Here is a 25739-nt window from a genome sequence, read left to right as displayed (position 1 = left end):
GGCCGACCTAAAAACCGGAGCTTTTACGTTGGTTTAGGTCGGCCTAAATCATGTATGCAGCCATGGAAGCCCCATCAGACACGGAGAGCGACGGCTATACGACTCGGTTCGATAGGAGGGAGACGATGAGTCGCCCCGAGAGCGAACGACTGCTCGCGAAGCAGGCGCGCCGCGAATCGAACGCCCGGACCTATCCCCGACATCTCCCGCTGGCCATCGAGCGAGCGGAGGGCGTTCGCGTCGAGGACGTGGACGGAACGGAATATTATGACTGTCTCGCGGGCGCTGGCACCCTCGCGCTCGGACACAACCATCCGGTCGTCGTGCAGGCCATCGAGGAGGTGTTGGACGCGAGCGGTCCGCTTCACACCCTCGACATCGCGACGCCGACGAAGGACGCCTTTGTGGACGAACTGTTCGGGAGCCTCCCCGACGAGTTCGCCGACTCAGCGCGCGTGCAGTTCTGTAGCCCCGCGGGAACGGACGCCATCGAGGCAGCGCTGAAACTCGTCAAAACTGCAACAGGGAACCGTTCCACCCTCGCGTTTCAGGGCGGCTACCACGGCATGACCCACGGCGCGCTGGGACTCATGGGCGACACCGACCCGAAGGACGCCGTCCCGGGAACGATGCCCGACGTGCATCACCTGCCGTATCCGTACGACTACCGCTGTCCGTTCGGCATCGGCGGCGAGGACGGCCACCGAACGTCGAGCCGATACGTCGAACGCCTGCTGGACGACCCGGAGAGCGGTATCACCGACCCCGCCGGGATGGTACTCGAACTCGTGCAGGGCGAGGGCGGCGCGATTCCCGCGCCCGACGAGTGGACCCGCGAAGTTCGACGCATCACCCGCGAACGCGACATCCCATTGGTCGTGGACGAAATCCAGACCGGCCTCGGCCGGACGGGTGAAACCTACGCCTTCGAACACGCCGACATCGTTCCGGACGTTGTAACGCTCTCGAAGGCCGTCGGCGGCGGTCTCCCCCTCGCGGTCGTCGTTTACGACGAGTCGCTCGACGTGTGGGAACCGGGCGCACACGCCGGGACGTTCCGCGGCGACCAGTTGGCGATGACCGCCGGGCGGGCGACCATCGAGTACGTCCTCGAAAACGACCTTCCGGCGCGCGCCGAACGGATGGGAAAGCGCCTTCGAAACCACCTCGAAGAAACCGCGGAGACGTTCGATTCCGTCGGCGACGTTCGCGGCCGCGGCCTGATGCTCGGGGCCGAAATCGTGGACCCGACGGCGGAACCGGACGAACTCGGCAGCTACCCCGTCGAACCGGACCTCGCATCGGCCATCCGCGGGGAGTGTTTCGACCGCGGCCTCATCGTGGAACTGGGCGGCCGACACGGCGGCACCGTCCGGTTCCTTCCCCCGCTCGTCGTCACGAAGGACGACGTCGACGCCATCGCGGAGCGGTTCCACGACGCGGTTGCGGCCGCAGTCGAGCGCGAGGTGATGACGGCATGACGCAGGCCGACGCGAAGGAAATAGAGGGACAGGAGAACCCGGACTCGCTGTTCCTCGGCAGCGAAGAGGGGGACGACGCCTACCGACGGGCGATGGCGAAAGCGACCGACGCCGTCCTCGATTCGGCCGGCGACGGCGAGAAGCCCTACTCCGGTTGTTCGCCGGAATCGCTTCGGGAACTGTTCGAAGACGAACGGATGATTCCCGAAGACGGGGTAGGCCTCTCGGCTGCCATCGAGGCCGCCGAACCGATACTCCGACACTCGGTCGACGTCTCGAACCCGACCTGTTTCGCCCACCTTCACTGTCCACCCACGGTGCCGGGACTGGCCGCGGAGGCGATGCTCTCCGCGACGAACCAGTCGATGGACTCGTGGGACCAGAGTCCGGCGGCGACGATGCTCGAAACGCGGATGGTCGAGGAACTCTGTTCGCTCTTCGGCTACGACGCCGACGCCGGGGACGGCGTGTTCACCAGCGGCGGCACGCAGTCCAACTTCCTCGGACTCCTGCTCGCCCGCGAGCGGTTCGCCGAGGAGCGCTTCGGCACCGACGTTCAGCGCTCGGGCCTTCCGCCGCGCGCGAAGGCGATGCGAATCCTCTGTTCGAAGGAGGCACACTTCACGGCCGAACAGGCCGCCGCCCACCTCGGTTTGGGGGAGAACGCCGTGACGACCGTCGAAACGGACGCGAACCGACGGATGTGTCCGGACGCGCTCGACCGAACCCTGTCGGACCTCCACGGGCGGGAACTGGTCCCGTTCGCCCTCGTCGGCACCGCCGGGACGACGGACTTCGGAAGCATCGACCCGCTCGCCGAACTCGCCGAGCGCGCGGACGAACACGACCTGTGGTTCCACGTCGATGCGGCCTACGGCGGCGCGCTGGCCGCGAGCGAGCGCCACCGCGAGCGGCTCGCCGGAATCGACCGCGCGGACTCCATCGCCGTCGATTTCCACAAGCTGTTCTACCAACCCATCAGCTGTGGCGCGTTCCTGCTCCGTGACGGCTCGCGGTACGAACACATCGCGCGAAACGCCTCCTACCTCAACCCCGAGGGGGACAACGCGCCGAACCTCGTCGCCAAGTCCACCCAGACGACGCGCCGCTTCGACGCACTCAAACCGTACCTCACGTTTCAAGCCGTCGGGCGGAGCGGACTGGCCGCGCTCATCGACGGCACCATCGACCTCGCCGACGACGTCGCGGCCCTGCTCACGGAGGACGATTCGTTCGAACTGGTCGCCGAACCATCGCTCAACGCCGTCGTGTTCCGCTACCGGCCGCACGACGATTTGTCCGACGACCTGTTAGGCTGGATAAACGAGGCGATACGCGAGTCGCTCCTCCGGGAGGGCGAAGCGGTCCTCGCTCGAACCGAAGTCGACGGCGTCTCCGCGCTGAAGTTCACCCTCCTCAACCCGCGGACGACGCTCTCGGACGTCGCCGCCGTCCTCGACACGCTCGAACGGCGCGGCGATTCCCTGTGTGCCGTCTCGCCGGGGGTGAGTCGATGATTCCCCCGAACGCAACGGACGACCCCGGCGCCGTTGCCGCCGCCGCGACGACGCACGCCTTCCTCAACTCCTATCTCCGTGAGACGGGCGATTACGAGGTCGTCGAGGATTCCCCGGCGGAGTCCGGGAACGCGATTCGGTTCGAACTGTCGGCCGTCGGCGTCGAAGTCGTCGTTCCGCTCTCGTACCGATCCCCTACAGGTCGCCACCTGTTCGACCTCCCGGCGCGCTTCCGGGCGGGCGGCGAGTGGACGACGCTCGACTACGCCACGCTGGCGTCGCTCGTCGTCAAGGACCTGTCGCAAAAGCGGGCGGATGACCACGCCGACGAGTTCCTCGCCCGGGTGCTGTCGAGCAAGCAAGCGACGGAGCGGTTCGTCGAAGCGCGCGCCGACGACCTCGATAGACTGTACGGCACCGACTTCGAGTTCTCCGACGCCGAACAGTCGCTCGTCTTCGGCCACCTGCTCCATCCGACGCCGAAGAGCAGGGAGGGAATCGCGGCCCGCGACGCGCCGACGTACGCCCCGGAACTGCGCGGGTCGTTCCCGCTCCACTACTTCCGGGCCTCTTCCGACGTCGTCGCACAGGATTCGGCGCGGGACGAGAGCGCGATCGAGTGGGTGAAATCCGAACTACGCGAGGACCCGACCGTCTCCGAGTCGTTCGTCGCGGAACACGTCGAGAGCGACGACGCGCTGCTTCCAGTGCATCCGTGGCAGGCCGAGCACCTGCTCCGAAAGCCGTTCGTGGAATCGCTGCTGGAAGACGGCGAACTCGACTATCTCGGCCCGCGCGGCCGGGAGTACGTCCCCACCTCGTCGGTTCGGACGTTGTACAGTCCCGAGTCGTCGTTCATGGTGAAGGGGTCGCTCGCCGTCACCATCACGAACTCCGAGCGGACGAACAAGCGGCCCGAACTGGAACGCGGCGTCGCCATCACCGAACTCATGGACACGGAACTGGGGGACGAATTACGGTCGCGTTTTCCCGAGTTCGACGTGGTGCGCGACCCGGCTTACCTGACGGTCGAAGCGGGCGATGGGGCCGAGTCCGGGTTCGAAGCCGTCCTGCGCGAGAACCCCTTCCGCGGCGACGACGCGAGAAACGCGACGCCCATCGTCGGCCTCTGTCAGGACTCTCTGTCCGGCGGAAATCCCCGTCTCGCCAACATCGTGGAGGAAATCGCGGCGCGGGAGGGCCGGTCCACCGCCGCAGTGAGTCGGGACTGGTTCCGAACGTACCTCGCCGTCTCGATTCGGCCGGTGCTGTGGCTCTACTTGACCCGCGGCGTCGGATTGGAAGCACACCAGCAAAACAGCGTGCTGACCCTCGAAGACGGCTATCCCGACGAGTTCCGCTACCGGGATAATCAGGGCTACTACTTCGTCGAATCGACGCAGGACGAGGTGGAGGCGTTCCTCCCCGGCGTCGCCGAGCGCGCGGACACGCTCGTCTCGGACGAACTGGCCGACGAACGAATCCGTTACTACGTGATCCTGAACAACGCGTTCGGGGTGGTCAACGCCTTCGGCTGTGCCGGACTCGTGGACGAGCGCGAGTTGCTCTCGCTCCTTCGAGAGGAACTCGAATCACTTGCGGAGTACGAGCGCGAGGAGTCGTCGCTGGTGTCCAGCCTGCTCGGGGAGCGACGACTCGCCTGCAAGGCGAACCTGCTCACCCGGTTCCACGGCATGGACGAACTGACCGGCACGCTCGAAAACCAGTCCGTCTATTCCGACGTACGCAACCCGCTCGTGACGGAACTGGAGGTGAAACCATGACCGGTCCCGCCGGAATCGTGGCGTCGGACTACGAGTTCCAGACGTGGGACGCGGCGGTGGAAAAGACGATTTCGTTCCGGCAGGCGACGATGGACCGTGACCTCGGCCGCCTCCACCGCTGGCTCAACGAACCGCACGTCCTGCCGTACTGGCAGTGGGACGACCCGCTTCCCGAGTTCAGACGCGGGCTCGCCGAAAAGCTGGCCGACGGCCACCAGACGCTCTACGTCGGGCACCTCGACCACGTCCCGATGAGCTACTGGGAATCGTACTGGGCCGCCGAGGACGACCTCGCGGCCCACTACGACGCCGAACCCGCCGACCAAGGCATCCACCTGCTCATCGGCGTCCCGGAGTTTCTCGGGCACGGCTACGCGAAACCCCTGCTCCGGGCCATGACGGCGTTCCAGTTCCGCCACGACGAGACCGAGCGCGTCGTGACGGAACCCGACGTTCGCAACGAGACGGTCATCCACGTCTTCGAGTCGTGCGGGTTCGAGGCCCGCCACGAACTCTCGTTGGAGGAAAAGGACGCCCTGCTGATGGTCTGTGAGCGCGAGCGGTTCGAGTCGGAGGTGCTGGCCGGATGACGGACGGTACGGAAAACTCGACGGACGACGTCTACGACGTCGTCGGCGTCGGCCTCGGGCCGTTCAACCTCGGCTTGGCGGCCCTGTTGGAGGACACCGAGAGCGACGCGCTGTTCCTCGAACGGAAACCCGAGTTCGAGTGGCACGGCGGGATGCTCATCGAGGACGCGACCCTCGAAGTGCCGTTCCTCGCCGACCTCGTTACCCTTGCCGACCCGACGAGCGAGTACACCTACCTGAACTATCTCCGGGAGACGGACCGTCTCTACGAGTTCTACTTCTACGAGACGTTTCAGGTGCCCCGCCGGGAGTACGACGACTACTGCAAGTGGGTCGCCGAGACGGTCGGAAACACGGCGTTCAGCCGCCGCGTGACCGACGTTCGCTACGACGAGGACGAAGCGGCGTTTCACGTCACCGCACGCGACCCGGAAATCGGCGAGACGGTCGAATACCGGGCGGAGAACGTGGTTGTCGGCGTCGGGAGCGTTCCGCGGATTCCCGAGGCGCTACAGGGGCACCCGAGCGAGGACGTGTTCCACACCGCCAGTTACCTCGACCGGCGGGAACGCTGTCTCGATGCGGAGGCCATCACGGTCGTCGGGTCGGGCCAGAGCGCCGCCGAGGTGTTCCTCGACCTGCTGAAACGCCGACCCGAGGCGGGGTATCGACTCGACTGGCTCACGCGCTCGGAGGGCTTCTTCCCGATGGAGTACTCGAAACTCGGACTCCAGCACTTCACGCCCGAGTACACCGAGTACTTCTACGACCTGCCACAGGAACGAAAGGACGCCCTCGTGCCCGAGCAGGGGTTGCTGTACAAGGGAATCGACCCCGAAACGAGCGAGGAAATCTACGACCTGCTGTACGAGCGCTCCATCGGCGACGCCGACCCGGACGTCGGTATGCTCGCCATGACCGAAGTCGAGGACATCGAGGAGACGGGCGACGGCTACCGCCTGACCTGCGAACAGTGGCAGGAGGAAGAACGCTTCGCCCACCGGAGCGACGTGGTGGTTCTCGGAACCGGCTACCACCGCCCGAAGCCGCCCTTCCTCGCCGGAATCGAGGACCGAATCGCCCGCGACGCGAAGGGCCGACTTCGGGTCGACGAGAACTACGAAATCGAGTTCGACGGCGCGGGCCGCCTGTTCGTCCAGAACGGCGACCTGTACAGCCACGGCGTCGGAACGCCCGACCTCGGGTTAGGCTGCCAGCGAAACTCGGTCATCATCGAGTCGCTGCTCGGCGAGGAGCGGTATCCGATCGACGAGGACACCGTCTTTCAGGACTTCTCCGTCGAACGATTCTGCTCGAAAGCGCCCGACAGCGAACGACTGGACGACGAACACGCGACACCGACACAGGAGGACTGACGATGCAAACCCCAACACAGGATTCGAACGACGACGTTTACAGCGACAGCACCGACAGCAGTATCGAGTACGAACGACTCCAAGACGCACTGGACGCCGAAATCTGGGAGACGGTCGGTCGGCGACTGCTGGCGAAGATGCTGGCCGAGTTCGGCTACGAGGAACTCATCGCGCCCCGGCGAACCGAGGACGGCTACTTCCACCTCGGCCTGTCGGACGGCGTCGAGTATCGGTTCGAGGCCGACGAACGGCTGTTCGACTGGCGGAGCGTCCACCCCGACTCCATCAAGCGCCGGGAGTCCGGCGACTGGGAACCGGCGGCCGACCCCGTCGAGTTCCTGCTCGACGCGCAGGGAACCATCGGCGTCTCGGACATGACCGCCGGGCACCTGATTCGGGAGTACCGCAACACGATGCTCGCCGACGCCCACATCGAGGCGAACGCCCGCGACGGAGAGCGGGACCTCACGTCGCTCGACTACGCGGAACTCGAAGGCGAGATGACCGGCCACCCGTGGATTACCTACAACAAAGGTCGCCTCGGTTTCGGCTACGACGACTACCTCGACTACGCGCCGGAACGGAAACGGCCGGTGACGCTCTCGTGGGTCGCCGTCTCCCGCGAACGGGCCACCTTCAGCGCCGTCTCGGGACTCGACCACGAGTCGCTTGTCGCCGACGAACTCGGCGACCTGTACGGGGCGTTCCGCGCGAAACTCGAAGCGAAGGGCCTCGACCCGGACGACTACTACTTCCTGCCGGTCCACGAGTGGCAGTGGGACGGCAGCATCGTCCAACTGTTCGCCGACGAAATCGCGTCGAACGCCATCGTCCCGCTCGGTGACGGGCCGGACGAGTACCTGCCCCAGCAGTCGATTCGGACGTTCGTGAACGTGGACGAACTGGAGCGCCACCACGTCAAACTCCCGTTGCGCATCCTCAACACGCTCGTCTACCGCGGACTGCCGGGCGAGCGAACCGAAGTCGCGCCGATGGTCACGGAGTACATCAAGGGAATCTACGAGGACGACGAGTTCCTCCGCGAGGAGTGTGACCTGATTCTGCCCGGCGAAATCGCGGGGCTGAACTACGACCATCCGGACTTCTCGCGACTCGACGGGTCGGCGTACCAGTACGACGAACTGCTCGGTTGCGTCTGGCGCGAGAGCATCTACACCTTCCTCGACGGGGACGAGAAAGCCATCACGCTGTCGTCGCTCATGCACGTCGAAGACGGGACGCCGTACCTCGAATCGCTCGTGGAAGAATCCGGCCTCTCGATGGAGGAGTGGCTGGACGAACTGTTCGAGACGGTGCTCCCGCCGTTGCTTCACTACCTCTATCGCTACGGGACGGTGTTCTCGCCGCACGGCCAGAACACGATGCTGGTGCTGAAGGACGGACGGCCACACCGCCTCGCGGTGAAGGACTTCGTGGACGACGTGAACGTCAGCGACCAACCGCTGCCGGAACTCCAGTCGCTCCCGGACGAACTCAGTGCGGTACTGCGAACCGAACCGCCCGAGGGACTCTGTCAGTTCATCTTCTCCGGCCTGTTCGTCTGCGTCCTCCGCTACGTCGCCGACGCGCTGGAGACGCACTCGGACTACTCGGAGGAGCAGTTCTGGCTTGGCGTTCGGGAAGCAATCGAGGCGTATCAGGCGCAGTTCCCGGAACTGGAAGACCGGTTCGAACTGTTCGACCTGCTCCGCCCCGAGTTCACGAAGCTCTGTCTCAACCGGAACCGCCTCCTCGATTACGGCTACGAGGACGCCGACGGCCGTCCGCACGCCTCCGAACACGGGACGGTTCCCAACCCGCTCCACGAGGTGGTGAACCACTAGGCCGAGGATCCCGTCCCGTATCGCTTCCGTCAGCGTCCCTGTTCTCCCCATTCCCGTTCCCATACTTCTCCAGAAACCCGAAGTTTCACCGCCGCTTGACGCCGGTTCCCGACGAGTACGAGGGCCACCACAATCGTTATATGTCGAACGATATAACGGTATTCTATCGATGGAGAACCCTCCGACGATACCGCGCCGCCGGTTCCTCCACGGCGCGGCGGCGACCGGTGCGCTGGCGCTCGCCGGGTGTACCGCGAGCGACGACGGTGGAACCGGGAAACCGGGTTCGACCGACGGGTCCACGTCCCCCGGAACGAACTCGTCCGGTTCGACGGAGCTCTCCGGCACGATGACTATCTTCCACGCCGGAAGCCTCTCCGCGCCGTTCGAAGACGTCGAAACGAAATTCGAATCGAACCACGACGTGCGGGTCAACCGCGAGGCGAAGGGGTCCATCGGTTCGACGAAGAAGATCACCAACCTCGGCCGGTCGGCCGACGTCCTCGGCGTCTCGGACTACCGACTCATCCGCGACATGATGGTGCCGAAATACGCGAAGTGGTACGCGGTGTTCGCCACCAACGCGATGACCATCGCGTACACCGACGAGGCCACCGGCGCGGACGAGATCTCACCGGACAACTGGTGGGAAATCCTCCTGCGGGACGACGTGACGTTCGGCCACTCGGACCCCGCCGTGGACCCGAACGGCTACCGGTCGGTGATGACGATGCAACTCGGCGCGATTCCGTTCGAGGGTGAGACGCTGTTCGACGGGGGGACCTCGACAAAGCTCATCGACAAGGCGAAAATCCCGTCGGGGACGGAGACGGACCTCCTCAGTCAGCTTCACTCGGGCGAACTCGACTACGCGTGGGAGTACCAGTCCGCGAGCGCGAGTCACGACGTGAACACCGTCGACCTGCAACCGGCCGTCGACCTCTCGAAAGCGAGCGCGAAGTACGACGAACACTACGCGAAGGCGGAGGTGGAGGCCGGCGGCGAGACGTACACCGGCGCACCCATCGCCTACGGCGTCGCCGTTCCGGAGAACGCGACGGACGCCGACGCGGGCGACGCGTGGGTCGAATACCTCATCACGAAGCCCGGACGGAAGGTACTGAAGGACAACGGCTTCGAACCGGTCGAACCGGCGGTGGTGCCGAAGGACACGACGGACGTCGTTCCGAAAGGTGTCGCGTCCAACGCGGAAGCGAAATCGTCGCTCGGCCCGCTCGAACTATAGGGAAACCGTTTGAAGGATGGGGATGCGTACACGGAAACGATTCGAGGACCAATGAGCGATTCCAACTACGAAGGGGGCGACTATCGGGCGCATCCGACGGCGATGCTCGGACGCGGGTCGGTCGTGCTGGCCGTCCTGACGGTGCAGGCGCTCGCGTTCGGGGCGTTGTACGTGCTCGGACGGCCGACGCTGTACGTCGGGGTCGCGCTGTGTAGCGCGGCGGTGCTGGGATGGCGGGCGAACGACGGGTGGTTCGGCGTGGCCAGCGCGACGTTCGGCGTGGTCCTCCTGCTCGCACTTGGCATGCCCATCGCCATGTTCGTCGCGCGCCAAAACCCGTCCCTCATCGTGGAGACGGCGAGGTCACCCGATGTGCAGACGATGCTGATTCTCACCGTCTATGGCCCGCTGCTCGCCACGATTGTCGCGCTCCTCTTCGGGATACCGCTCGCGTATCTCCTCGCCCGCGGGTTCACCGGGCAGGCAGTCGTGGAGAGTTTGGTGGACTTACCGCTCGTGGTTCCCCACTCCGTCGCGGGAATCCTCGTCCTGTTCGGTTTCGGGAAACGCGGCCTCTTCCCGAGCATTTCGGTGCTGACGACCCTGACCGGGATGGTGCTGGCGCTGACCTTCGTGAGCGCGCCGTTCGCGGTCAACACCGTCCGCGAAGCCTTCGAATCGGTCGACTCCCGGCTCGAATACGCCGCCCGGAGCCACGGCGCACCGCCGTTCGAGACGTTCCTGCGGGTGCAACTGCCGCTCGCGTCCCGCGGCGTCGTCACCGGCGGCGTCCTCGCGTGGGCGCGGGGCGTCTCGGAGTTCGGGGCCGTCGCCGTCGTCGCCTACAGCGTCAACTTCTTCAATCCGCTCACGGGCACCGAAACCGTCTCCCAACACGCCCCGGTGTTCTTTTTCAACACGTTCACGTCGTCCGGACTGGACGAGGCGAGCGCCGTCGCGTTCGTCCTCCTCGTGCTCAGCGCGGGCATCTTCCTCGTCGTTCGACTGCTCACGGGCAACGACTCGGGGAGCGTGCTATGAGCTTCGATATCGACGTCGCGTCGACGTTCACGACGAAGGGAACCGACCCGTTCGACCTCGACGCCGAACTGTCGGTCGAAACCGGCGAAACCCTCGTCGTCCTCGGACCGAGCGGGAGCGGCAAGACGCTGCTCCTCGAAACGGTTGCGGGCTATCACGACCACGACGGGCGCGTCCTCTTCGACGGACGGGACGTGACGGACGACCCGCCGGAGGATCGCTACTTCGGGTTCGTCTTTCAGGACTACGCGCTGTTCCCGCATCTCACCGCGCTGGAGAACGTCGAGTTCGGCGCGCGATACCACGACGACGCGCTCGACGCGGAATCGGTCCTCGCCGACCTCGGCGTCGCGGACCTCGCCGACAGGCGGCCCCGAACGCTCTCGGGTGGGGAGGCACAGCGCGTCGCGCTCGCGCGCTCGCTCGCCATCAACCCAAAGGCGCTGCTGTTGGACGAACCGCTGTCGGCGCTCGACGTGCCGACCCGCGGGGAACTCCGCGACGACCTCCGGGACCTCATCGCCGACGTCACCTCGATTTACGTCACCCACAACCGGACGACGGCGCGGGCGCTCGCCGACAGAATCGCCGTCGTGCGCGACGGGCGCATCGTCCAACTCGGGTCCGTCGAGGACGTGTTTCATCGTCCGGCGACGCCCTTCGTCGCGTGGTTCACCGGGTCGAACTGCCTCCCCGTCGCGGTCCTCCCGGACGAGGCGGTTCCCCGACCGTCCGCGACGCACGTCGCCATTCGACCCGAGTTCGTGAAACTCGACGAGACGAAGGATACGATGTCGGTACAGGCGTCGATGTCGGCCACCGTCACCCGCGTCACGCAGCGGGACGGCGACAATCGAGTCACGCTCTCGCTCGGCGGCGAGGAGGTGACCGCGTTCAGTTCCCGGCCGTTGTCGCCGGGCCAAACGGTCGCCGTGTCGCTCCCGGCGGACCGCTGCTGGGAAATCGAGGACGGGGTCGCCGAAAAACCCCGCGAACGGCCGCTCACCCGTGAACGGCCGCCGCGCCGAGAAAGCCGACGCCAATGAATCCGAACACGAGCAGGGCGTACGTCTCGACGAGCGCCGCGTCCTCCCCGCCGGACATCACGACGGTGAGGAAGGCGGCGAAGCCGAGAAAGAACAGACCGAAGGCGGCCAACGCGTAGCGAACCGTCGGGTTGGGGCGCTCGAAATCGGGGGATTCGGCATCGATGGCCGCCGAAAACACCCCTTCGGCTTCGGTCGCCGCGTCGCTCGGGAGGACGAGGAATCGCGGGGTGATGATGTTCGCGGCACCCGGAACGTAGGAGAACCAGTGAAGAGTGAGGCCACCGAGACGAAGTCGGCGGACGCCCGAGAGTCCGTCGAGCGGAACCTCGCGGCCGCGGTAGGTCATCGTCTGTTCGTCGGCGTCGATGTCGCCCGTCGATTGGAGCGCCGAGACGAGGACCGCCGGAAGCGCGATGAACCCGAGGAGGAACAGGAACCCGAGGACGCCGCCGAATCCGTGGCTCACCGAGAACACGACGGCCCCGAACAGCGAGGCGACAAGCAACCAGCGCGATTCGAGGTGTTCCAATCGCTCGTCGGTTTCGAACAGCGGGCGCAGGTGCGTCAGCCAGACGAACGCGGAAAAGAGGAATACGACGACCAGAACTCCGGTTATCAGCGGGTTCCCCTGTAACACCAGCGTCGCCGAGACGAAGGCGGCGACCATCCACACTCCCCCGATGACGCCGAGCGAGCAGTAGAACAGCACCCGAAGGAGCCGCGAATCGGCGAGTTCGAACGACCACCCGATCCGACGCGTGGCGGCGGACATGTCTTCTGATTCGGGTCAACGAAACATAAGTTTCCGGGTGAATGACACTCAGTCCCGCAGCGCCACGTCCCGCCACATCTCCAGCGCGTCCGCCTGCTCGTCGGGCATGACCTCCAGCACGACGATGCCGTCGTAGTTCTCGTCGAGGGCCGCTATCACCCGTTCCATGTCCATCGTTCCGGTCCCGAACGCCAACCCGTCAGCGATTTTCGTCCCGTCGCAGCAGTGAACCACGGGTATCGAGTCGCCGTGCTCGGCGAGGAGGTCCTCCAGTATCGAGCAGTACGCCTCCTCGGCCGTGTAGAGGTGGGCGGTGTCGAGGACGAGGGGGCGACCCTCGTCGAGCAGGACGTTCCGCAGGAAGTGGAGGCTGTGGCCGGTGGAGTTCTCGAAGCCGTGTGGGACGGTGATGTCGGTGCTGGCGAGGACCTCGCCGATGTCGCCCAACGGTATCTTCGTGGAGTGGACGACGAGCGTGGCGTCGAGGCGCTCACACAGGTCGTTGGTCCGCTGGACGTATCCGAGTTCGTCGCGGTCCACGTGCGGCGTGTGTGCCGAGACGATTTCCACGGGCGCGGCGCGACACGTCGCCGCCGTCTCGTCTATGGAATCCAAATCGTCCGTGGTGAGGTGGAGTTCCACTGCGTCGAATCCCCGCTCGGACGCGGCCCGTAGTTCGTCGGCGGTCGCGGGACATTTTCCGGCGACTATCATCCCGTCGTCGTACAACGTGACGGTCCAAATACGTACTGTGGTATGTGGGGTTGTCACATGCCGTACGACGACCGAACCCGGGTTTTTGTTCGGTCGGCGCGAACGAGGCGACATGAACGTGACCGTTCTCGGAACCGGCGGGACGATTGCGAGCACCGACCGCGACACCGGCGCGGTCCCGACCGAAAGGGGGAGCGCGCTCGTGGAGGACGTGCCGGCGTTGGCGGACTACGGGGATGTCTCCGCCGAACAGGTCGCACAGGTCCCGAGCTACGAAATGACGGCGGAAACGCTCGAAACGGTCGGCGAACGGGTCGCCGAACTCGACGCCGATTCGGAAACGGACGCCGTCGTCGTCACGCACGGCACGGACACGATGGAGGAGACGGCGTACTATCTCGACGCGACTCTCCAACCGGATACGCCAGTCCTCCTGACCGGCGCACAGCGGCGTCCCGACGAGCGGAGTTCGGACGGCCCGGCGAACCTCGTCACCGCCTTCGCAGCGGCGCGGGCCTTCGCCGACGGCGGACACGGCGGAACCTACGTCGCCTTCGACGAGGCGGTCCACAGCGCGCGGTTCGCCACGAAGTACCACACGTCGGCCCTCGACGCCTTTTCGTCCCCCGGCGTCGGGCCGGTTGCGACCCACGACCGGAACGGGATACGAATCCTCCGGCGACCGGCCAGCGAGACGGCACACATCCCCGATGGGACGCTCGATCCGACCGTCTTCGTCGTCGGGAGCGGCGCGGGAGTGGACGACCGATTGGGCGAGGCCGCCATCGAAGCGGGCGCGGACGGCCTCGTCGTGAACGGGACGGGACTCGGAAACGTCACCGCCAGCCTGGGGGAGTTCGTCGAATCGACGGTGCGGGACGGGACGCCGGTGGTCGTCACGTCCCGGTGCGTCGCGGGACGGACGTCACCGGTCTACGGCGGTTCTGGCGGCGGCGAGACGCTTCGTGCGGCCGGGGCGCTGTTCGCCGAGGATTTATCCGCGGGGAAAACGCGTCTCAAACTCGCGCTCGCACTGTCGAAGTACGGCGAAAACGGTGACGATGGCGACGGCGGAGAAAACGACGGCCGCGACGGGGCGCTTCGGGGATTGTTCGACGGGTAGCGGGTTTTCCCTCGCATCTCCGAGCGGCGGAACCGCCGGTTCACTCCGACTGCGTGGTCTCGATGACGAAGTGCGCCGTGAGGACCCCGAGTATCGCCACGGCCGCACAGAGCAACATCGCCCGCCCGAACGCGGAGACGAACGCCTCGTGGACGATTCGAACGATTTCGGATTCGACCTCCGGAGCGAGACGCTTGAGCGTCGCCTCCGCGGCGTCGGACCCGGACAACAGTCCCTTTATCTCCCGTCTGTCCGACGAATCGAGCGCGGCACCGGCACCGACGAGCAGTTCGGTCAGTTTCTCGTTCTCCAGCGTTTTGAACAACGCGCCTGTCACCGCGACGCCGAAGACGGCCCCCAAGAGGCGGACCATTCCCAGCACTCCGGAGGCTTCGCCACCCTTGGCGTCCGGGAGCGCAGCCATTCCGACCGTGTTCGAAAGCGTGTACGCCACGCCGATTCCGGTTCCGGCGAGGACGAGCGCGACGAGGACGGTGGTCATTCCGCCCGCCGGGCTCGTGCGGGTGAGGAACAGGAACGCGACGGCGACGAGCGCCAAGCCGCCGACCATGGAGGTCCGCACTCCGAGCCGGGTCGAAACGTCGTTCGTTCGCGCTTCCAGCAGCACCAACGGCACGGTGAACGCCAAAAACACCAACCCTGTTCGCAAGGGTGAGTAGTCCAAGACGTTCTGGAGGTAGAGCGTCATGTAGAACAACAGCGCGCCGAAGCCGTAGTTCACGACGAATCCGACCGCGTTCGCGCCGAGGAAGTTCCGGTTCTCGAACAGTCCGAGTTCTATCAACGGGTCGTCGATGCGCCGCTCGATGAAGATGAACGCCGCGAGCAACAGCACCGATGCGACGAGAGCGCCGACGACGAACGGCGACCCCCATCCGAGCGTGTCGCCCTGCTGAATGCCCAACACCAGCGCGACGAGACCGGCGGTGACGGTGATGAGACCCGCGAAATCGACGTGATGACCGGCCGTTTCGTCGCGGGATTCGCGTACGGCGGCGAGCGTTAGAACCACCGCCACCGTCGCCAGCGGGATGTTGAAGAAGAAGAACCAGCGCCACGAGAACATCTGCGTGAGGACGCCGCCGACGAGCGGTCCGAGGGCCAGTCCGAGGCCGCTGATTGCCGCCCAGAGCGCGATACCCCTTCCACGCTCTTTTTCCGGGAACGCGTTGCTGACTATCGGCAGCGACGCCGCGAAGAAGGCCGCAGCGCCCAATCCCTGAATCACACGGGCGGAAACCAACCACAGTTCGCTTTGAGACAGACCGGCGAACGCGGAGGCGACGATGAAGACGACGATTCCGACGAGCAGCACCCGCCGCCGCCCGAAGATGTCCGACAACCGTCCGAACGCGACCATCGGCGCGGCGAACGCGAGCAGATAGGCGTTGACCGTCCACTGCAATCCCGTCGTCGAGATGCCGAGGTCCCGGCCGATGGTCGGCAGCGCGACGGTGATGCCGTTGAAATCCACGGTAACGAGGACGCCCGCGATGCCGATGGCGACCACGACCCACCACTTCCGGTTCTGTTCGGTAATCGTCGGCACCCCGTTCGATATCGTCGTCGCGTTGAACCTCATTGTCTCCCCTGCCCCGTTTCCGGTCATTTATCGACCGCACGACCGTCCCCACTCCCAGTTCTCGTCTCCCCGACGATACCGACGAGGAGCAATCGAGCGCCCGATAGTCTTCCGCCACTACGTCGTTGACGAGCATAAACATGGACTACTACCGACGGCATTCGTTACGTCCCCCGGCCACGAACGCGGGCGATGCGCGGAAACGAAGCTAGTCGAAACGCTCGGGCGACATCTCGCGGAGAAACGGCGACGACTCGCCGTCGATAGCGTCAGCGACCGACTCCCCGACGACCGGTGCGAGGGTGACTCCGAGACCGCTCATTCCGACGGCGAGGTAGTAGTTCTCCACCGCTCCCTCGCCCACTATCGGCAGTCCGTCCGGCGTGACCGTTCGATAGCCGGTCCACGACGTGTCCCGTCGGAGTTCGTCACCGTCGAATCCGAGTCGCGTGAGTAGGACTCTCGCACGATGCTCGAACTCGTCGCCGGGAGTATCGGTCGCGTCGGGGTTCGCGTCTTGGCTCTCTCGATACTGGGTATTGTAGTGTCCGACGTACACTCCGTTCGAGTAGCCGCGGACGTACAGGTCGTTCTCGAAGAGTGAAAAGGGCACCTCGACTGCTTCGTCGGTTTCGAATCCGACGATGGGACCCGCCGTCCGTCGCAATGGGAGCGTCCCGTCCCCAACCGGACCGGCGTCCTGCACCCACGGACCGGCGGCGTTCACGACCGCATCGGCCGCTATTTCGTCGTCGCCCAGTTCGAGTCCCACGACGCTATTCGAGTCGGTGAGGACGCCGGTCACGGTCGTCCCGGTTCGAACCGTCGCTCCCTCCTCGCGCGCTTTGTCGGCGTACAGCTCCGCGACGGCGACCGGGTCGAAGTGGCCGTCTTCGGGCGTGTGGAGCGTTCCGACGGCGCGGTCGTCGTCGTACGGACCCGCCCCGGGACGCACCGCCGCATCAACCCCCGCTGCGGCGAGTTCTTCGGCGTACTCCCGATAGGCCGCCAACGTCGATTCGGTCCACGCGACGTGACAAAGCCCCGTCCGCGTGTAGTCGAGTTCGCCGCTCTCGACGAACTCCGAATACTCGTCCCACGCGCGCCGTCGGAGTCGAAGGGCGAACTCGCTCGGCGGCACCGACTGCCACACGAACACGGCCATCGACGCCGCCGTCGTCCCCGACCCGATTTCGTCCCGTTCGAGGAGCGTGACCTCGTGACCGCGTTCCGCGAGGTGATACGCGCTACTGGTGCCGATGACGCCCCCGCCGATGATTCCGACGTTCATAGCTGCATCTTTCGGGGAATTGAACGCGGAGCTACCTGATTCTTACCCGCGTTTCGGCCCGACGGCCGATTCCCGAACTCGATGGGATGGAACGAGCGTTTGCGCGAAGATGCGAAACGGTTTTTATAAACTCGGCGACGGAAACGAATATGCGCCATCGAGTCGTATTTCTAACAGTATGGCCTTCCAGCGTCGGAACAACCTTCCTCCATCGCATACTTCGTCAACGTCCCCCTGTTCGTATTCCTCGTGGTCCTGATGGCGCTCTACGTCACGGTTGATCTCTTCGTCTTCCACGGCGGGATTCGAACGGCGGGCGACGCCGCACAGCAGTTTCTCATCGGAACCGTCGGCGCGTACGTCGGTATCTGCCTCTCGAACCTCCTCTGGGACACCTCGTTTCGTTGATTCGAATCGGGTTTCGTGGCGTGAGAAAGCGACTTCGTCGCTATCGGAACGTGTCGGCGATTTGGCCGAACGCATACAGAATCGCCACGACGGCGACACCCATCGAGATGGCCCCGAGGAGTTCGTTCCGTGGGACGACCGTGACCTGTGAAACGAGGAGTAACGCGACGAGAAGGACGAGTATGGCGAGAAGCCGATCCGTTCGATCTGTCATATGTTCACTTCCCACATCGTCGTGATAAGCGGTTCGACTTGTCGAATCCTTCACCGGAATCCCCTCGTATCGATTACGGACGTCTCGAACCAACCGCGATGCTACTCGAAGAGGTGCTTGAACCGGTGGAAATCCTCCGGGCGCGTCAACCCGCCGGGTTCGAAGACGGGGTGTTCCGGGTCCAGTTCGTACCGCTCCGCGACCCACGCCAGATACGAGTCGTGGTCCCGCGGGAGCGACGGGTCGTGTTTCGCTTCGTGATGTGACGGATGTAAAAACTCGATTTCGGGGTCGTATCGCATCTCAGGGTCACAGACGAGACACGGGACGTATTTTCGGCTCATCGGTATGAGAACGGATCGATATGTGAAAAATAGTACCGTTCCACCTCGGACACGGGGGTGAACCCTACCGCCCGAACGGTTGGTCTTCGACCGGGACGCGGTCGCCCGTCTCGGCGGAGCGGTAGATCGCGTCCATGACGCGCTGGGTGGTGAGCGCCTGATCGATGGTGTTCAACTCGGGTGGCTCTCCAGCCACCACGGCGTCGAGGAATCGCTTGTCGCTCCCACGCCAACCGGAGTGGTCGATGGAGGCGTCAGTGACCGCGGATTCCACGAGGTGGTCCGGACCGTGGGGTCGCGCTTCCAACATCGTCAACTCGTCGCCGCCGAGGTCGAGTCGTGCGCCCGCTTTGCTTCCACGGACCACGAACTCTTGACTCTCGGCCTCGTTGGCCGCCCACGAGACTTCGAGCGAAATCGTCCGGTCGTCGGCACAGCGAATCAGCGCCGTCGCCGAGTCCTCCACGTCGAACACGGCTTCCTCCGTCGCGTCGTACCAGTCGTCCGGGTCAACGTAGTCGTCCCGGTTTCCGAACCCGGTGCGGGTGACTGCGAACACGTCCTCAACCGGCGGAAAGCCCATCAGATACAGCGCGAGGTCGATGGCGTGGACGCCGATATCGACGACCACGCCGCCGCCCGATAGTTCCTCGTTGGTGAACCACGACCCGACGCCGGGGATGCCGCGACTGCGGATGTAGTTCGCCCGAACGTGACGGACCTCCCCGAAGTGGTCTTCTTCCTGATAGCCCATGAACAGTTCCGCCGCGGTCGAGACGCGGTTGTGGAAGTTCACCATGCAGAAGGCGTCGGCCTGCCGAGCGGTTTCGGCCATTCGTTCCGCGCTTTCGAGCGTGTCCGCGAGCGGTTTCTCGCAGAACACGTCGTAGCCGTGGTTCAAGGCGGTGACGACGGATTTCTCGTGGAAGGTGTTCGGGGTGGAGACGGCGACGGCATCGAGGTCCTCCTCCTCGTACATCGTCTCGAACCCCTCGTAGGTGGCCGCGTCGTACTCGGTTTCGAACTTCTCGCGGGTCGCAGGGGCGATATCCGCACCCGCCACGACCTCGTGTCCGAGCGCTTCGGCGTTCGTCGCGTGGGTCTGCCCCATGAATCCCAACCCGACCACACCGAGACGGACTGCTGGTCCTTGCATGGGATCAGAAATGGGTGGGCGGACAAAATAACTACGCCCAACCGGCGAATGTTAGCAGGAATCTCCGTCTCGCGTTCGCACGACGAGCGTCCGCCGTCCCTCGGGAGTCGTTTTCGCGGAAACCTCCGTTCCGCGGTTCGTGACGCGGGTTTCGTACGACTCGACCGCCTCGCCGTCCAGCATAACTGCCGCGATGTCGGCGGTTTCGGGAATCACGTGCCCGACGGTGAGCGTGTCGATGGACCCCTCGGCATCGACTCGTGTCCGATAAAGTCCCGAACCGTCGGGAGCCATCGCCGAGACGGCGACCGATCCGTCCTCGCCGAGGCGTACGTTTTCCCCGGCGACGTGCGGCAGGTGGTCCGGTACCTGCGGTGTCACCGCCAATCGACCGCGACCCAAGTCGGGGCGAACGCCCAGATAGTGGCGCACGACGGGCCAGAGCGTCCCGTAGGTCCCCCACGCCTGAAGGACCATCGCTCGGGCGGTAAACGGCTTGTCGATGGAGCGTCCGTAGGCGGGGGAAGGGGCGATTTCCGGCATCGCTCCCGGTTGCTCGTCCGGGTCGGGAAGTTGGAGCGCCGCGTTGGCGTGGACGTATCGACCCTGCTGGTCGCGGCCCAACCGACCGTAGTTCCCCTCGGCGACCGCCATGACGGCGCTGTTCAGGGTGAAGACGTTCTTTTCGGTGGAATCCTTCGTGTGTTCGTAGCTTTCCTCGTCACACCCCGGCGCGCCGGTGTGGTACAGGCCGTCGTTCCGACGCTGCTCCCCGCCGTCGTCGAAGCCGCTGTAACAGCCGGTTTCCCGGAGTGCGAGCGCCGAATCGCCGTGGTTTTCGGTCGCGAATCCGGGAACGACGCGCCCGGATTCGCCGACGTACTCGGCGGACATCGGGGTGACGCCGATCCAGTGACGCTGGTAGATTCGCGGGGTCGCCCCGTTATCCCCCGTCTCGCCGAGCGACCCGGCGTGTTGTGGGATTCCCGGGAGCCACCACGTCTCCGCGAACGCATCCAGCATCTCGTTCGCGCGGTCCGTCGCCCACGTCGCCGTCTCGTCGTCCTCCTTGCTTCGTGCCATGTCCGCGAGCGCGAACAGGCCGCGCATCGTGTAGACGGCCACGTCCAGTTTCCGGTCCCCCATGCCGGGTCGTTCGACGTTCCCCTGACCGGTCGGCCAAAGGTCCCCGTCGCTCGTGAGTTCCTCCGTGACGTAGTGCATTCCATCCACCATGAACTCGTAGAGGTCGTCGCGGAACGCGTCGTCGCCGGTCCACCGCCAAATCGCGTGGACGGCCATCGGGAACTTGGCCGTCTCGTCGGTGTTCCCGGGGTCGTCGTTCGCGCCGTAGTACACCGAGCCGTCGGTGACGACCTCGTGAGCGACTTTGCCGGTGTCGCCGTTGACGATTCGGCTGACCCGCTCGACCGCACGCATGTGGTCCTTCGGCACCTCGAACTGCCCGGCGGCGAGAGCGGCGAACGTGGTGTACTCGCCGTCGACGGCGAACAGCCACTGGTAGTCGGGGAACCCCGCCCCGTAGAACCGGACGGAATCGAGCGTTCCCGCCGGTTCCGGGAACTCCGTTCCCTCGTTCGTGTAGCGAATATCGAGGTCGTGAGCTTCCTGCACGCAGTCGGCGAGGTTCTGTTTGCTCCACTCGACCGACTTTTCCAGTAACGGGTCGCCCGAAAGCGAAATCCGCGTTCGGTCGGCGAGGTTCTCCCGTTTCCGAACCTTGTCACGCAACGCCCCCATCGGGTCGTCGAGAACGGTTTCGAGTTCGTCGACGGCGCACTCGGGGCCGGATTCCGACCCGGCGACCGCGACCCACACCGTCCGCGACGAGTTCGCGGGTATCTCGATTTCGTATCGAAGTTGCCCGCCCTTACCCCTCCCCGCTTCCGTATCGTCGTAGCGCGGGATCTCGTCCCCCTCCTCCGTTCCGTCCGCGGAGTAGACCTCCGGCGGCGATTGCGGTCCTCGGAACCCCTCGCCCGTCTCGTGTCCGACGGGTTCGAGCGACGCGCCGACGGCCGCGCTCCAGTCGTGGTGGGTCGCGTTTTCAACCGGCGGCGTCCCGGCGTCGCGGAACCGGAGGACGCCGTCCGCGAACGCCACCGAGTCTTCGAGGTCGAACTCGGTTCGGGAGGGCGTGGTCGAACTCCACGGATAGGCGTGCATCAGTTCCGAGTGGGCGTCCACCGACAGGGTGAACGATTCGGCCTCCTCCCCGGCGGTAAAGTGGAGTCCGAAGAGCGCGGCCCGCCTGTCGTCGGGGACGAAATCGGTTCGCTCGATGGCCAATCCTCCCCGATCCGGGATATCCATCGTGACGTGCCCGTACCCGCTGGTGAACCGCTCGGCCGGTTCGAGCGGTTCGCCATCGACGGCGAACCAGATTCCGTCGAGGAGTTTGAGCGGCGGACTCCAGATCCCGCCCATCTCGCCGGTGATGTGCCATCCCATCGCGGGAAACCGCCCGGATTCGTCGCCGACGACGTAGGCTCGATTCCCGGTCGCGACGTACCGTCTATCGGCGAGTCGGCCCGTCACCGAGAGCGTCGGCGAACGTGGTCGGTCGTTCGACCGAAATTCCGTTCCGGAGTCGTCCGCCGACGCCGTCGCGACGACCGGGAGCATTCCCGTCGCAACCGTCCCTTCGATGAATCGACGACGGGTCGAACGCGCTCGACCGTCCTCAGAGGTATCTTCTGTCACGCGTTCGGTGATGGGACCCCCGAATTTATAACTATTATACGAAATAGAAAAATAAAATGCCGGAGCTGAAGGAATTCGAACATCATTCCCCTCGTGGTATCGGCCCGGAAGCGAAACTCAGCTCCTCCGCTCGCGTGATTGCCCCGTAGTCGGTCCGTCCGAATCGTCGCTTCGCTCCCGGAGGTACCGGAACAAACGCATGCCGAAGAGCCACTGAAACCACGACAGTTCGAACCGTTGGCGGTCGTGTTCCGGGAAGCGTCTGTTCTCGGTCATGCTGAAGTTCACGAGAGCGACGAACACGATACCTCCTAAGGTGTTCCCGAGAACGACCGGAACGAAGAACTGCGTGAACACCGGAACGACGCCTTCGGCCCCGACGAACACCAAATAGAGCACTTCACACGCGCCGACGACGCAGTGAAACAGGTCGGCGATGGGGATGATTATCATGATGGAGTAGACGATGAGGACCCGCGAAATCGTCTCGCGCGCGGCGTGAACCAACCAGACCATGGTGGCGACGAGGCCGCCCGCGAAGACGCCCTTGTAGAAGAGCGCGGACCACGTCGTTCCCATCGCGTGTTCGCCGAACTGATGGGCGGTTTCCGCCACCGCCGGGTCGAAGATTCCCGTCCGAGCGAGGAGGTACGCGGTGATTCCCGCGCCGATGACGTTCGCCGCGAGGACGATTCCCCACAGTCGAAGCAGTTGCGGAACGCTCGCGAGCCGCGTCAGGACGAGCGTCACCGGTGTCAGCGTGTTCTCCGTGAAGAGCTGATAGCTCCCGATGACGATCATCACGAACCCGACCGGATACAGGAGATTTCCCATCCCCACGCTGTCCGGGTACGCCGTCGTCATCGCGGCACGAGCGAGGAACGTCGCGCCGACGCTCAATCCCGCGGCGAGGCCGCTGAAGAACAACAGGCGCGTACTCCGCTCGATTTCCTCGTCGGCGGTCGCCGTCACCCGTTGGAATATTTCGTCCGCCGAAAACCGGTCGCGGACGGCCTCGCCAGCGGCGGGTGCGCCCCGCCGGGACCGGTCGATGGTCTCCCGAAGCTCCCGGTTTTCGGGCTGCAACGACTGTTGCACCTCGGTGAGTTCTCCCGCGTCGGCGATCGCGCCGAGCAGGGGTTCGAACTCGTGTGCGCCGTCGTAGCGCTCGCCGTCGATGAAGAACGTCGGCGTTCCCCTCGCTCCGCTACGGATGCCGCTCTGAAAGTCGTCTTCGACCCGTTCCTCGTACACCCCTCGGTCGAGTTCGTCGGTGAACCGCTCCACATCCAGTTCGAGTTCCTCGGCGTGGTGAATCAGGTCGGTTCGGGAGAGCGCGTCCTGATTCTGATAGAGGAGGTCGTACATCTCCCAAAAGCGGTCCTGTGCTCCCGCGGCCTCCGACGCCTCCGCCGCTTTCGGTGCGCGTGGATGTTGCTCCGTCAGCGGAAAATGCCGAAAGACGAAGCGCACTTGCGTCCCGAGTCGGTTCAGAATTCTCCGGACTATCGGATAGAAATCCCCGCAGTATGGACATTCGAAATCGCCGTATTCGACCACCGTAACCGGTGCATCGTCCGGCCCGCGAACGTGGTCCGTGTCGTTCACCGGTACCGTAAGCGTCCGATTTTCTATTTGGCTCATGTGAAACCCTTCCCGTCAGTCGAGACGAGACTGACTCCCCGGAAACAGTCGCTGTCATAGTGCTAGCGGAGTAACAGGATAACGCTGTCGCCGGTTCGCCCGTCGTTCGCGAAATCGGACGGTTCGAAGTAGATCCACGGGACCGACGAACGCTACAACTCCTCGAAACTCTCTATCGCCATCCCCGTCCCGAGGACGATGAATTCGTCGTCCCGCTCCGGAGTGAACGACGGGTCGATGCCGGTGATGACCTCTCCATCGCGCTGAACGGCGAGTATCGTCGCCCCCGTGGCAGTTCTCACGCGCGAGTCGGCCAGCGTTCGGCCCGCCAATCCCGGCGCGCTGGTCCGAACGACTTCGACCGGCGATACCGATTGACGGAATGCGTCTTCGCGCAACACGTCCGACGCCACTAGTTGGCCGCTGATCCTCGTCAGCGCGAGGACCGAGTCCGCTCCCGCTCGATACAACTTCCGAACGTTGTCCGAATCGTTCGCGCCGACGATGATTTCGACGTTCGGGTTGAGATTGCGGACGACGAGCGCCGTGTACAGCGCCTTCGTGTCGTCGGCGAGCGCGATGACGACGGTGTTCGCCTCCTCGATTCCGACCGACCGCAACGCAGTCGGGTCGATGGGGCTGCCGACGACGTCCACGTTCGGCCCGTCCGCCTTGTCGAGCGTCTTTATTGGAACGTCGGCAGCCCCGAGTCGCTCCGCGGCCGTGTCCGCCACTTCGCCCGACCCGATGAGAACGATCGGTTCGCGCCGCTGCTGGCGAACCGCGGATTGTGCGACGTCTTCGAGCCGTTCTAGCTGTGCCGGACGGCCGACGACGAGCAGGCGCGTGTGTTCGTCCAGCACGGCGTCCGCGGGCAGCGGACTGACGAACGCTCCCCGCTGCCACGCGCCGATGACGCCGACACCTGTCCGCTCGCCGAGTCGGTTGTCTGCCAGCGTCCGGCCCACGAAATCGCTGTCGCGTGTGAGGGGTAGCTCGGCGATTTCGAAACTCTCGTGGAGGTCGATGATGTCGGATAGGTTCTCCGAACTGACGCTGCGCGCACGGTTCGCCAAACTCTTTCCGAGCAAGTGTCGGGGTGACAGAACCTGATTCGCGCCGGCGTAGCGTTGATACTCGCCCAACTCTCCGTCGTCGACGATACTGACGACGTGCACGTCGTCGTCCGACTCCCGCGCGGCCAGCACGATGCTCGCGCCGATTTCGTCCGGTGCGTCGGTGATCACCGCGGTGGCGTCCGCCACGTTCGCGTTGTGAAACGTCTCCGGGGACTCCGGGTCGCCGTGAAGCACGGAGTAGTTCGCTTCATAGAGTTCCGTCGCCGAATCGCGGTCGGATTCGAGGATGACGTACTCCACCTCACGCGGAACGAACTCGGAGACCAGCGACCGGCCGATCTGGGTGTCACCGCAGACGATGACGTGGTCCGCCACCCCGTCGATCGCCGTCGGCGGGGTCATCGCCAGCCGGTTTTCGATGAGCGGGATGATGAACACCGGCAGCGCGGCGAGCAACAGGACGACGCCCGAAACCTGCATCCCGAGCACGAGGAGGTTCATGATTGGACTCGTCCACGGCGCGTCCTCGCCGTACCCCGTCGTGGTGAACGTCTCGAACACCATCACGAGCGAGTGTAGAAACGACTGCGGTCGTCCCTCGAAGGTGCTCATTCCGAAATTGTACGCGACAGTGAAGACGAGAACCGCGCACAGGAGAGCGAGGAGGTAGTATCTGACGCGCTGTCTCTGTCGTACCATACGTACTCATACTGCGTTCGTGCGGTTGATGTCGTCGCTG

General features: G+C 64.9%; 21 protein-coding genes. 11 read left to right on the top strand and 10 right to left on the bottom strand.

Features of this window, described 5'->3' with window-relative positions:
• The first annotated feature begins 62 nt into the window (after window positions 1-62).
• The 9 genes from LJF34_RS07150 to LJF34_RS07110 all read left to right on the top strand — a co-directional run bounded on the left by LJF34_RS07150 (window position 63) and on the right by LJF34_RS07110 (window position 11925).
• Window positions 63-1481: a diaminobutyrate--2-oxoglutarate transaminase gene (locus tag LJF34_RS07150; protein ID WP_231184179.1), complete on the top strand. Its 1419-nt coding sequence runs from the start codon at window positions 63-65 to the stop codon at window positions 1479-1481.
• On the top strand, window positions 1478-2998 hold the full coding sequence (locus tag LJF34_RS07145) for an aspartate aminotransferase family protein (protein ID WP_231184178.1): 1521 nt from the start codon (window positions 1478-1480) through the stop codon (window positions 2996-2998). Before LJF34_RS07150 ends, LJF34_RS07145 begins: the two co-directional genes overlap by 4 nt.
• Entirely contained in the window at window positions 2995-4782 is a 1788-nt protein-coding gene (locus LJF34_RS07140; protein ID WP_231184177.1) for an IucA/IucC family protein, read from the top strand. The genes LJF34_RS07145 and LJF34_RS07140 overlap by 4 nt, the downstream gene beginning before the upstream one ends.
• A complete protein-coding gene (locus tag LJF34_RS07135) occupies window positions 4779-5372 on the top strand; it encodes a GNAT family N-acetyltransferase (protein ID WP_231184176.1) in 594 nt (197 codons plus the stop codon). Before LJF34_RS07140 ends, LJF34_RS07135 begins: the two co-directional genes overlap by 4 nt.
• A complete protein-coding gene (locus LJF34_RS07130) occupies window positions 5369-6748 on the top strand; it encodes a lysine N(6)-hydroxylase/L-ornithine N(5)-oxygenase family protein (protein ID WP_231184175.1) in 1380 nt (459 codons plus the stop codon). Before LJF34_RS07135 ends, LJF34_RS07130 begins: the two co-directional genes overlap by 4 nt.
• 2 nt (window positions 6749-6750) lie before the next feature.
• Window positions 6751-8592, top strand: coding sequence for an IucA/IucC family siderophore biosynthesis protein (locus LJF34_RS07125; protein ID WP_231184174.1), 1842 nt, complete (start codon window positions 6751-6753; stop codon window positions 8590-8592).
• Window positions 8593-8761: 169 nt separating this feature from the next.
• Window positions 8762-9838, top strand: a complete 1077-nt coding sequence (wtpA, locus tag LJF34_RS07120; protein WP_231184173.1) for a tungstate ABC transporter substrate-binding protein WtpA — start codon at window positions 8762-8764, stop codon at window positions 9836-9838.
• Between the two features lie 51 nt (window positions 9839-9889).
• Window positions 9890-10879: an ABC transporter permease gene (locus LJF34_RS07115; protein ID WP_231184172.1), complete on the top strand. Its 990-nt coding sequence runs from the start codon at window positions 9890-9892 to the stop codon at window positions 10877-10879.
• Entirely contained in the window at window positions 10876-11925 is a 1050-nt protein-coding gene (locus tag LJF34_RS07110) for an ABC transporter ATP-binding protein (protein ID WP_231184171.1), read from the top strand. The genes LJF34_RS07115 and LJF34_RS07110 overlap by 4 nt, the downstream gene beginning before the upstream one ends.
• On the opposite strand, the gene LJF34_RS07105 is transcribed toward LJF34_RS07110, so the two are convergent.
• Both LJF34_RS07105 and LJF34_RS07100 read right to left on the bottom strand, forming a co-directional pair.
• Window positions 11882-12700: a hypothetical protein gene (locus LJF34_RS07105; protein ID WP_231184170.1), complete on the bottom strand. Its 819-nt coding sequence runs from the start codon at window positions 12698-12700 to the stop codon at window positions 11882-11884. The genes LJF34_RS07110 and LJF34_RS07105 overlap by 44 nt on opposite strands.
• A gap of 48 nt (window positions 12701-12748) precedes the next feature.
• Complete coding sequence (locus LJF34_RS07100) at window positions 12749-13471, bottom strand: TIM barrel protein (protein ID WP_231184169.1); 723 nt, start codon at window positions 13469-13471, stop codon at window positions 12749-12751.
• A gap of 55 nt (window positions 13472-13526) precedes the next feature.
• Here LJF34_RS07100 and LJF34_RS07095 point away from each other — a divergent pair, with 55 nt between their 5' ends.
• A complete protein-coding gene (locus LJF34_RS07095; RefSeq protein WP_231184168.1) occupies window positions 13527-14537 on the top strand; it encodes an asparaginase in 1011 nt (336 codons plus the stop codon).
• 40 nt (window positions 14538-14577) lie between these two features.
• Here the strand turns inward: LJF34_RS07095 and LJF34_RS07090 are convergent, their stop codons facing one another.
• Complete coding sequence (locus LJF34_RS07090; protein WP_231184167.1) at window positions 14578-16140, bottom strand: MFS transporter; 1563 nt, start codon at window positions 16138-16140, stop codon at window positions 14578-14580.
• A 208-nt stretch (window positions 16141-16348) separates the two neighbouring features.
• Window positions 16349-17431 carry an FAD-binding oxidoreductase gene (locus tag LJF34_RS07085; RefSeq protein WP_231184166.1) on the bottom strand — a complete coding sequence of 361 codons (1083 nt, stop codon included), beginning with the start codon at window positions 17429-17431 and terminating at the stop codon, window positions 16349-16351.
• Between the two features lie 258 nt (window positions 17432-17689).
• On the opposite strand from LJF34_RS07085, the gene LJF34_RS07080 reads away from it, so the two are divergent.
• Window positions 17690-17839, top strand: coding sequence for a hypothetical protein (locus LJF34_RS07080; RefSeq protein WP_231184164.1), 150 nt, complete (start codon window positions 17690-17692; stop codon window positions 17837-17839).
• 40 nt (window positions 17840-17879) lie between these two features.
• On the opposite strand, the gene LJF34_RS07075 is transcribed toward LJF34_RS07080, so the two are convergent.
• The 6 genes from LJF34_RS07075 to LJF34_RS07050 all read right to left on the bottom strand — a co-directional run bounded on the left by LJF34_RS07075 (window position 17880) and on the right by LJF34_RS07050 (window position 25699).
• On the bottom strand, window positions 17880-18053 hold the full coding sequence (locus LJF34_RS07075; protein ID WP_231184162.1) for a hypothetical protein: 174 nt from the start codon (window positions 18051-18053) through the stop codon (window positions 17880-17882).
• Window positions 18054-18154: 101 nt separating this feature from the next.
• Entirely contained in the window at window positions 18155-18397 is a 243-nt protein-coding gene (locus LJF34_RS07070) for a hypothetical protein (RefSeq protein WP_231184160.1), read from the bottom strand.
• Between the two features lie 64 nt (window positions 18398-18461).
• Complete coding sequence (locus LJF34_RS07065) at window positions 18462-19553, bottom strand: Gfo/Idh/MocA family oxidoreductase (RefSeq protein ID WP_231184158.1); 1092 nt, start codon at window positions 19551-19553, stop codon at window positions 18462-18464.
• A 51-nt stretch (window positions 19554-19604) separates the two neighbouring features.
• Window positions 19605-22277, bottom strand: a complete 2673-nt coding sequence (locus LJF34_RS07060; protein WP_231184156.1) for a hypothetical protein — start codon at window positions 22275-22277, stop codon at window positions 19605-19607.
• 117 nt (window positions 22278-22394) lie between these two features.
• Window positions 22395-23921, bottom strand: coding sequence for a formate/nitrite transporter family protein (locus LJF34_RS07055; RefSeq protein ID WP_231184154.1), 1527 nt, complete (start codon window positions 23919-23921; stop codon window positions 22395-22397).
• Between the two features lie 152 nt (window positions 23922-24073).
• Entirely contained in the window at window positions 24074-25699 is a 1626-nt protein-coding gene (locus tag LJF34_RS07050; RefSeq protein ID WP_231184152.1) for an NAD-binding protein, read from the bottom strand.
• Window positions 25700-25739 lie beyond the last annotated feature (40 nt).

Source organism: Haladaptatus sp. DYF46 (genome assembly GCF_021083305.1).
Lineage (GTDB): Archaea > Halobacteriota > Halobacteria > Halobacteriales > Haladaptataceae > Haladaptatus.
This window is presented reverse-complemented; position numbering and strand designations above follow the sequence as displayed.

Bases quoted from the DNA above. Each gene is read 5' to 3' on its own strand.
- LJF34_RS07150 (WP_231184179.1), top strand. From the start codon at position 63: ATGGAAGCCCCATCAGACACGGAGAGCGACGGCTATACGACTCGGTTC.
- LJF34_RS07145 (WP_231184178.1), top strand. From the start codon at position 1,478: ATGACGCAGGCCGACGCGAAGGAAATAGAGGGACAGGAGAACCCGGAC.
- LJF34_RS07140 (WP_231184177.1), top strand. From the start codon at position 2,995: ATGATTCCCCCGAACGCAACGGACGACCCCGGCGCCGTTGCCGCCGCC.
- LJF34_RS07135 (WP_231184176.1), top strand. From the start codon at position 4,779: ATGACCGGTCCCGCCGGAATCGTGGCGTCGGACTACGAGTTCCAGACG.
- LJF34_RS07130 (WP_231184175.1), top strand. From the start codon at position 5,369: ATGACGGACGGTACGGAAAACTCGACGGACGACGTCTACGACGTCGTC.
- LJF34_RS07125 (WP_231184174.1), top strand. From the start codon at position 6,751: ATGCAAACCCCAACACAGGATTCGAACGACGACGTTTACAGCGACAGC.
- wtpA (WP_231184173.1), top strand. From the start codon at position 8,762: ATGGAGAACCCTCCGACGATACCGCGCCGCCGGTTCCTCCACGGCGCG.
- LJF34_RS07115 (WP_231184172.1), top strand. From the start codon at position 9,890: ATGAGCGATTCCAACTACGAAGGGGGCGACTATCGGGCGCATCCGACG.
- LJF34_RS07110 (WP_231184171.1), top strand. From the start codon at position 10,876: ATGAGCTTCGATATCGACGTCGCGTCGACGTTCACGACGAAGGGAACC.
- LJF34_RS07105 (WP_231184170.1), bottom strand. From the start codon at position 12,700: ATGTCCGCCGCCACGCGTCGGATCGGGTGGTCGTTCGAACTCGCCGAT.
- LJF34_RS07095 (WP_231184168.1), top strand. From the start codon at position 13,527: ATGAACGTGACCGTTCTCGGAACCGGCGGGACGATTGCGAGCACCGAC.
- LJF34_RS07090 (WP_231184167.1), bottom strand. From the start codon at position 16,140: ATGAGGTTCAACGCGACGACGATATCGAACGGGGTGCCGACGATTACC.
- LJF34_RS07085 (WP_231184166.1), bottom strand. From the start codon at position 17,431: ATGAACGTCGGAATCATCGGCGGGGGCGTCATCGGCACCAGTAGCGCG.
- LJF34_RS07080 (WP_231184164.1), top strand. From the start codon at position 17,690: ATGGCGCTCTACGTCACGGTTGATCTCTTCGTCTTCCACGGCGGGATT.
- LJF34_RS07075 (WP_231184162.1), bottom strand. From the start codon at position 18,053: ATGACAGATCGAACGGATCGGCTTCTCGCCATACTCGTCCTTCTCGTC.
- LJF34_RS07070 (WP_231184160.1), bottom strand. From the start codon at position 18,397: ATGAGCCGAAAATACGTCCCGTGTCTCGTCTGTGACCCTGAGATGCGA.
- LJF34_RS07065 (WP_231184158.1), bottom strand. From the start codon at position 19,553: ATGCAAGGACCAGCAGTCCGTCTCGGTGTGGTCGGGTTGGGATTCATG.
- LJF34_RS07055 (WP_231184154.1), bottom strand. From the start codon at position 23,921: ATGAGCCAAATAGAAAATCGGACGCTTACGGTACCGGTGAACGACACG.
- LJF34_RS07050 (WP_231184152.1), bottom strand. From the start codon at position 25,699: ATGGTACGACAGAGACAGCGCGTCAGATACTACCTCCTCGCTCTCCTG.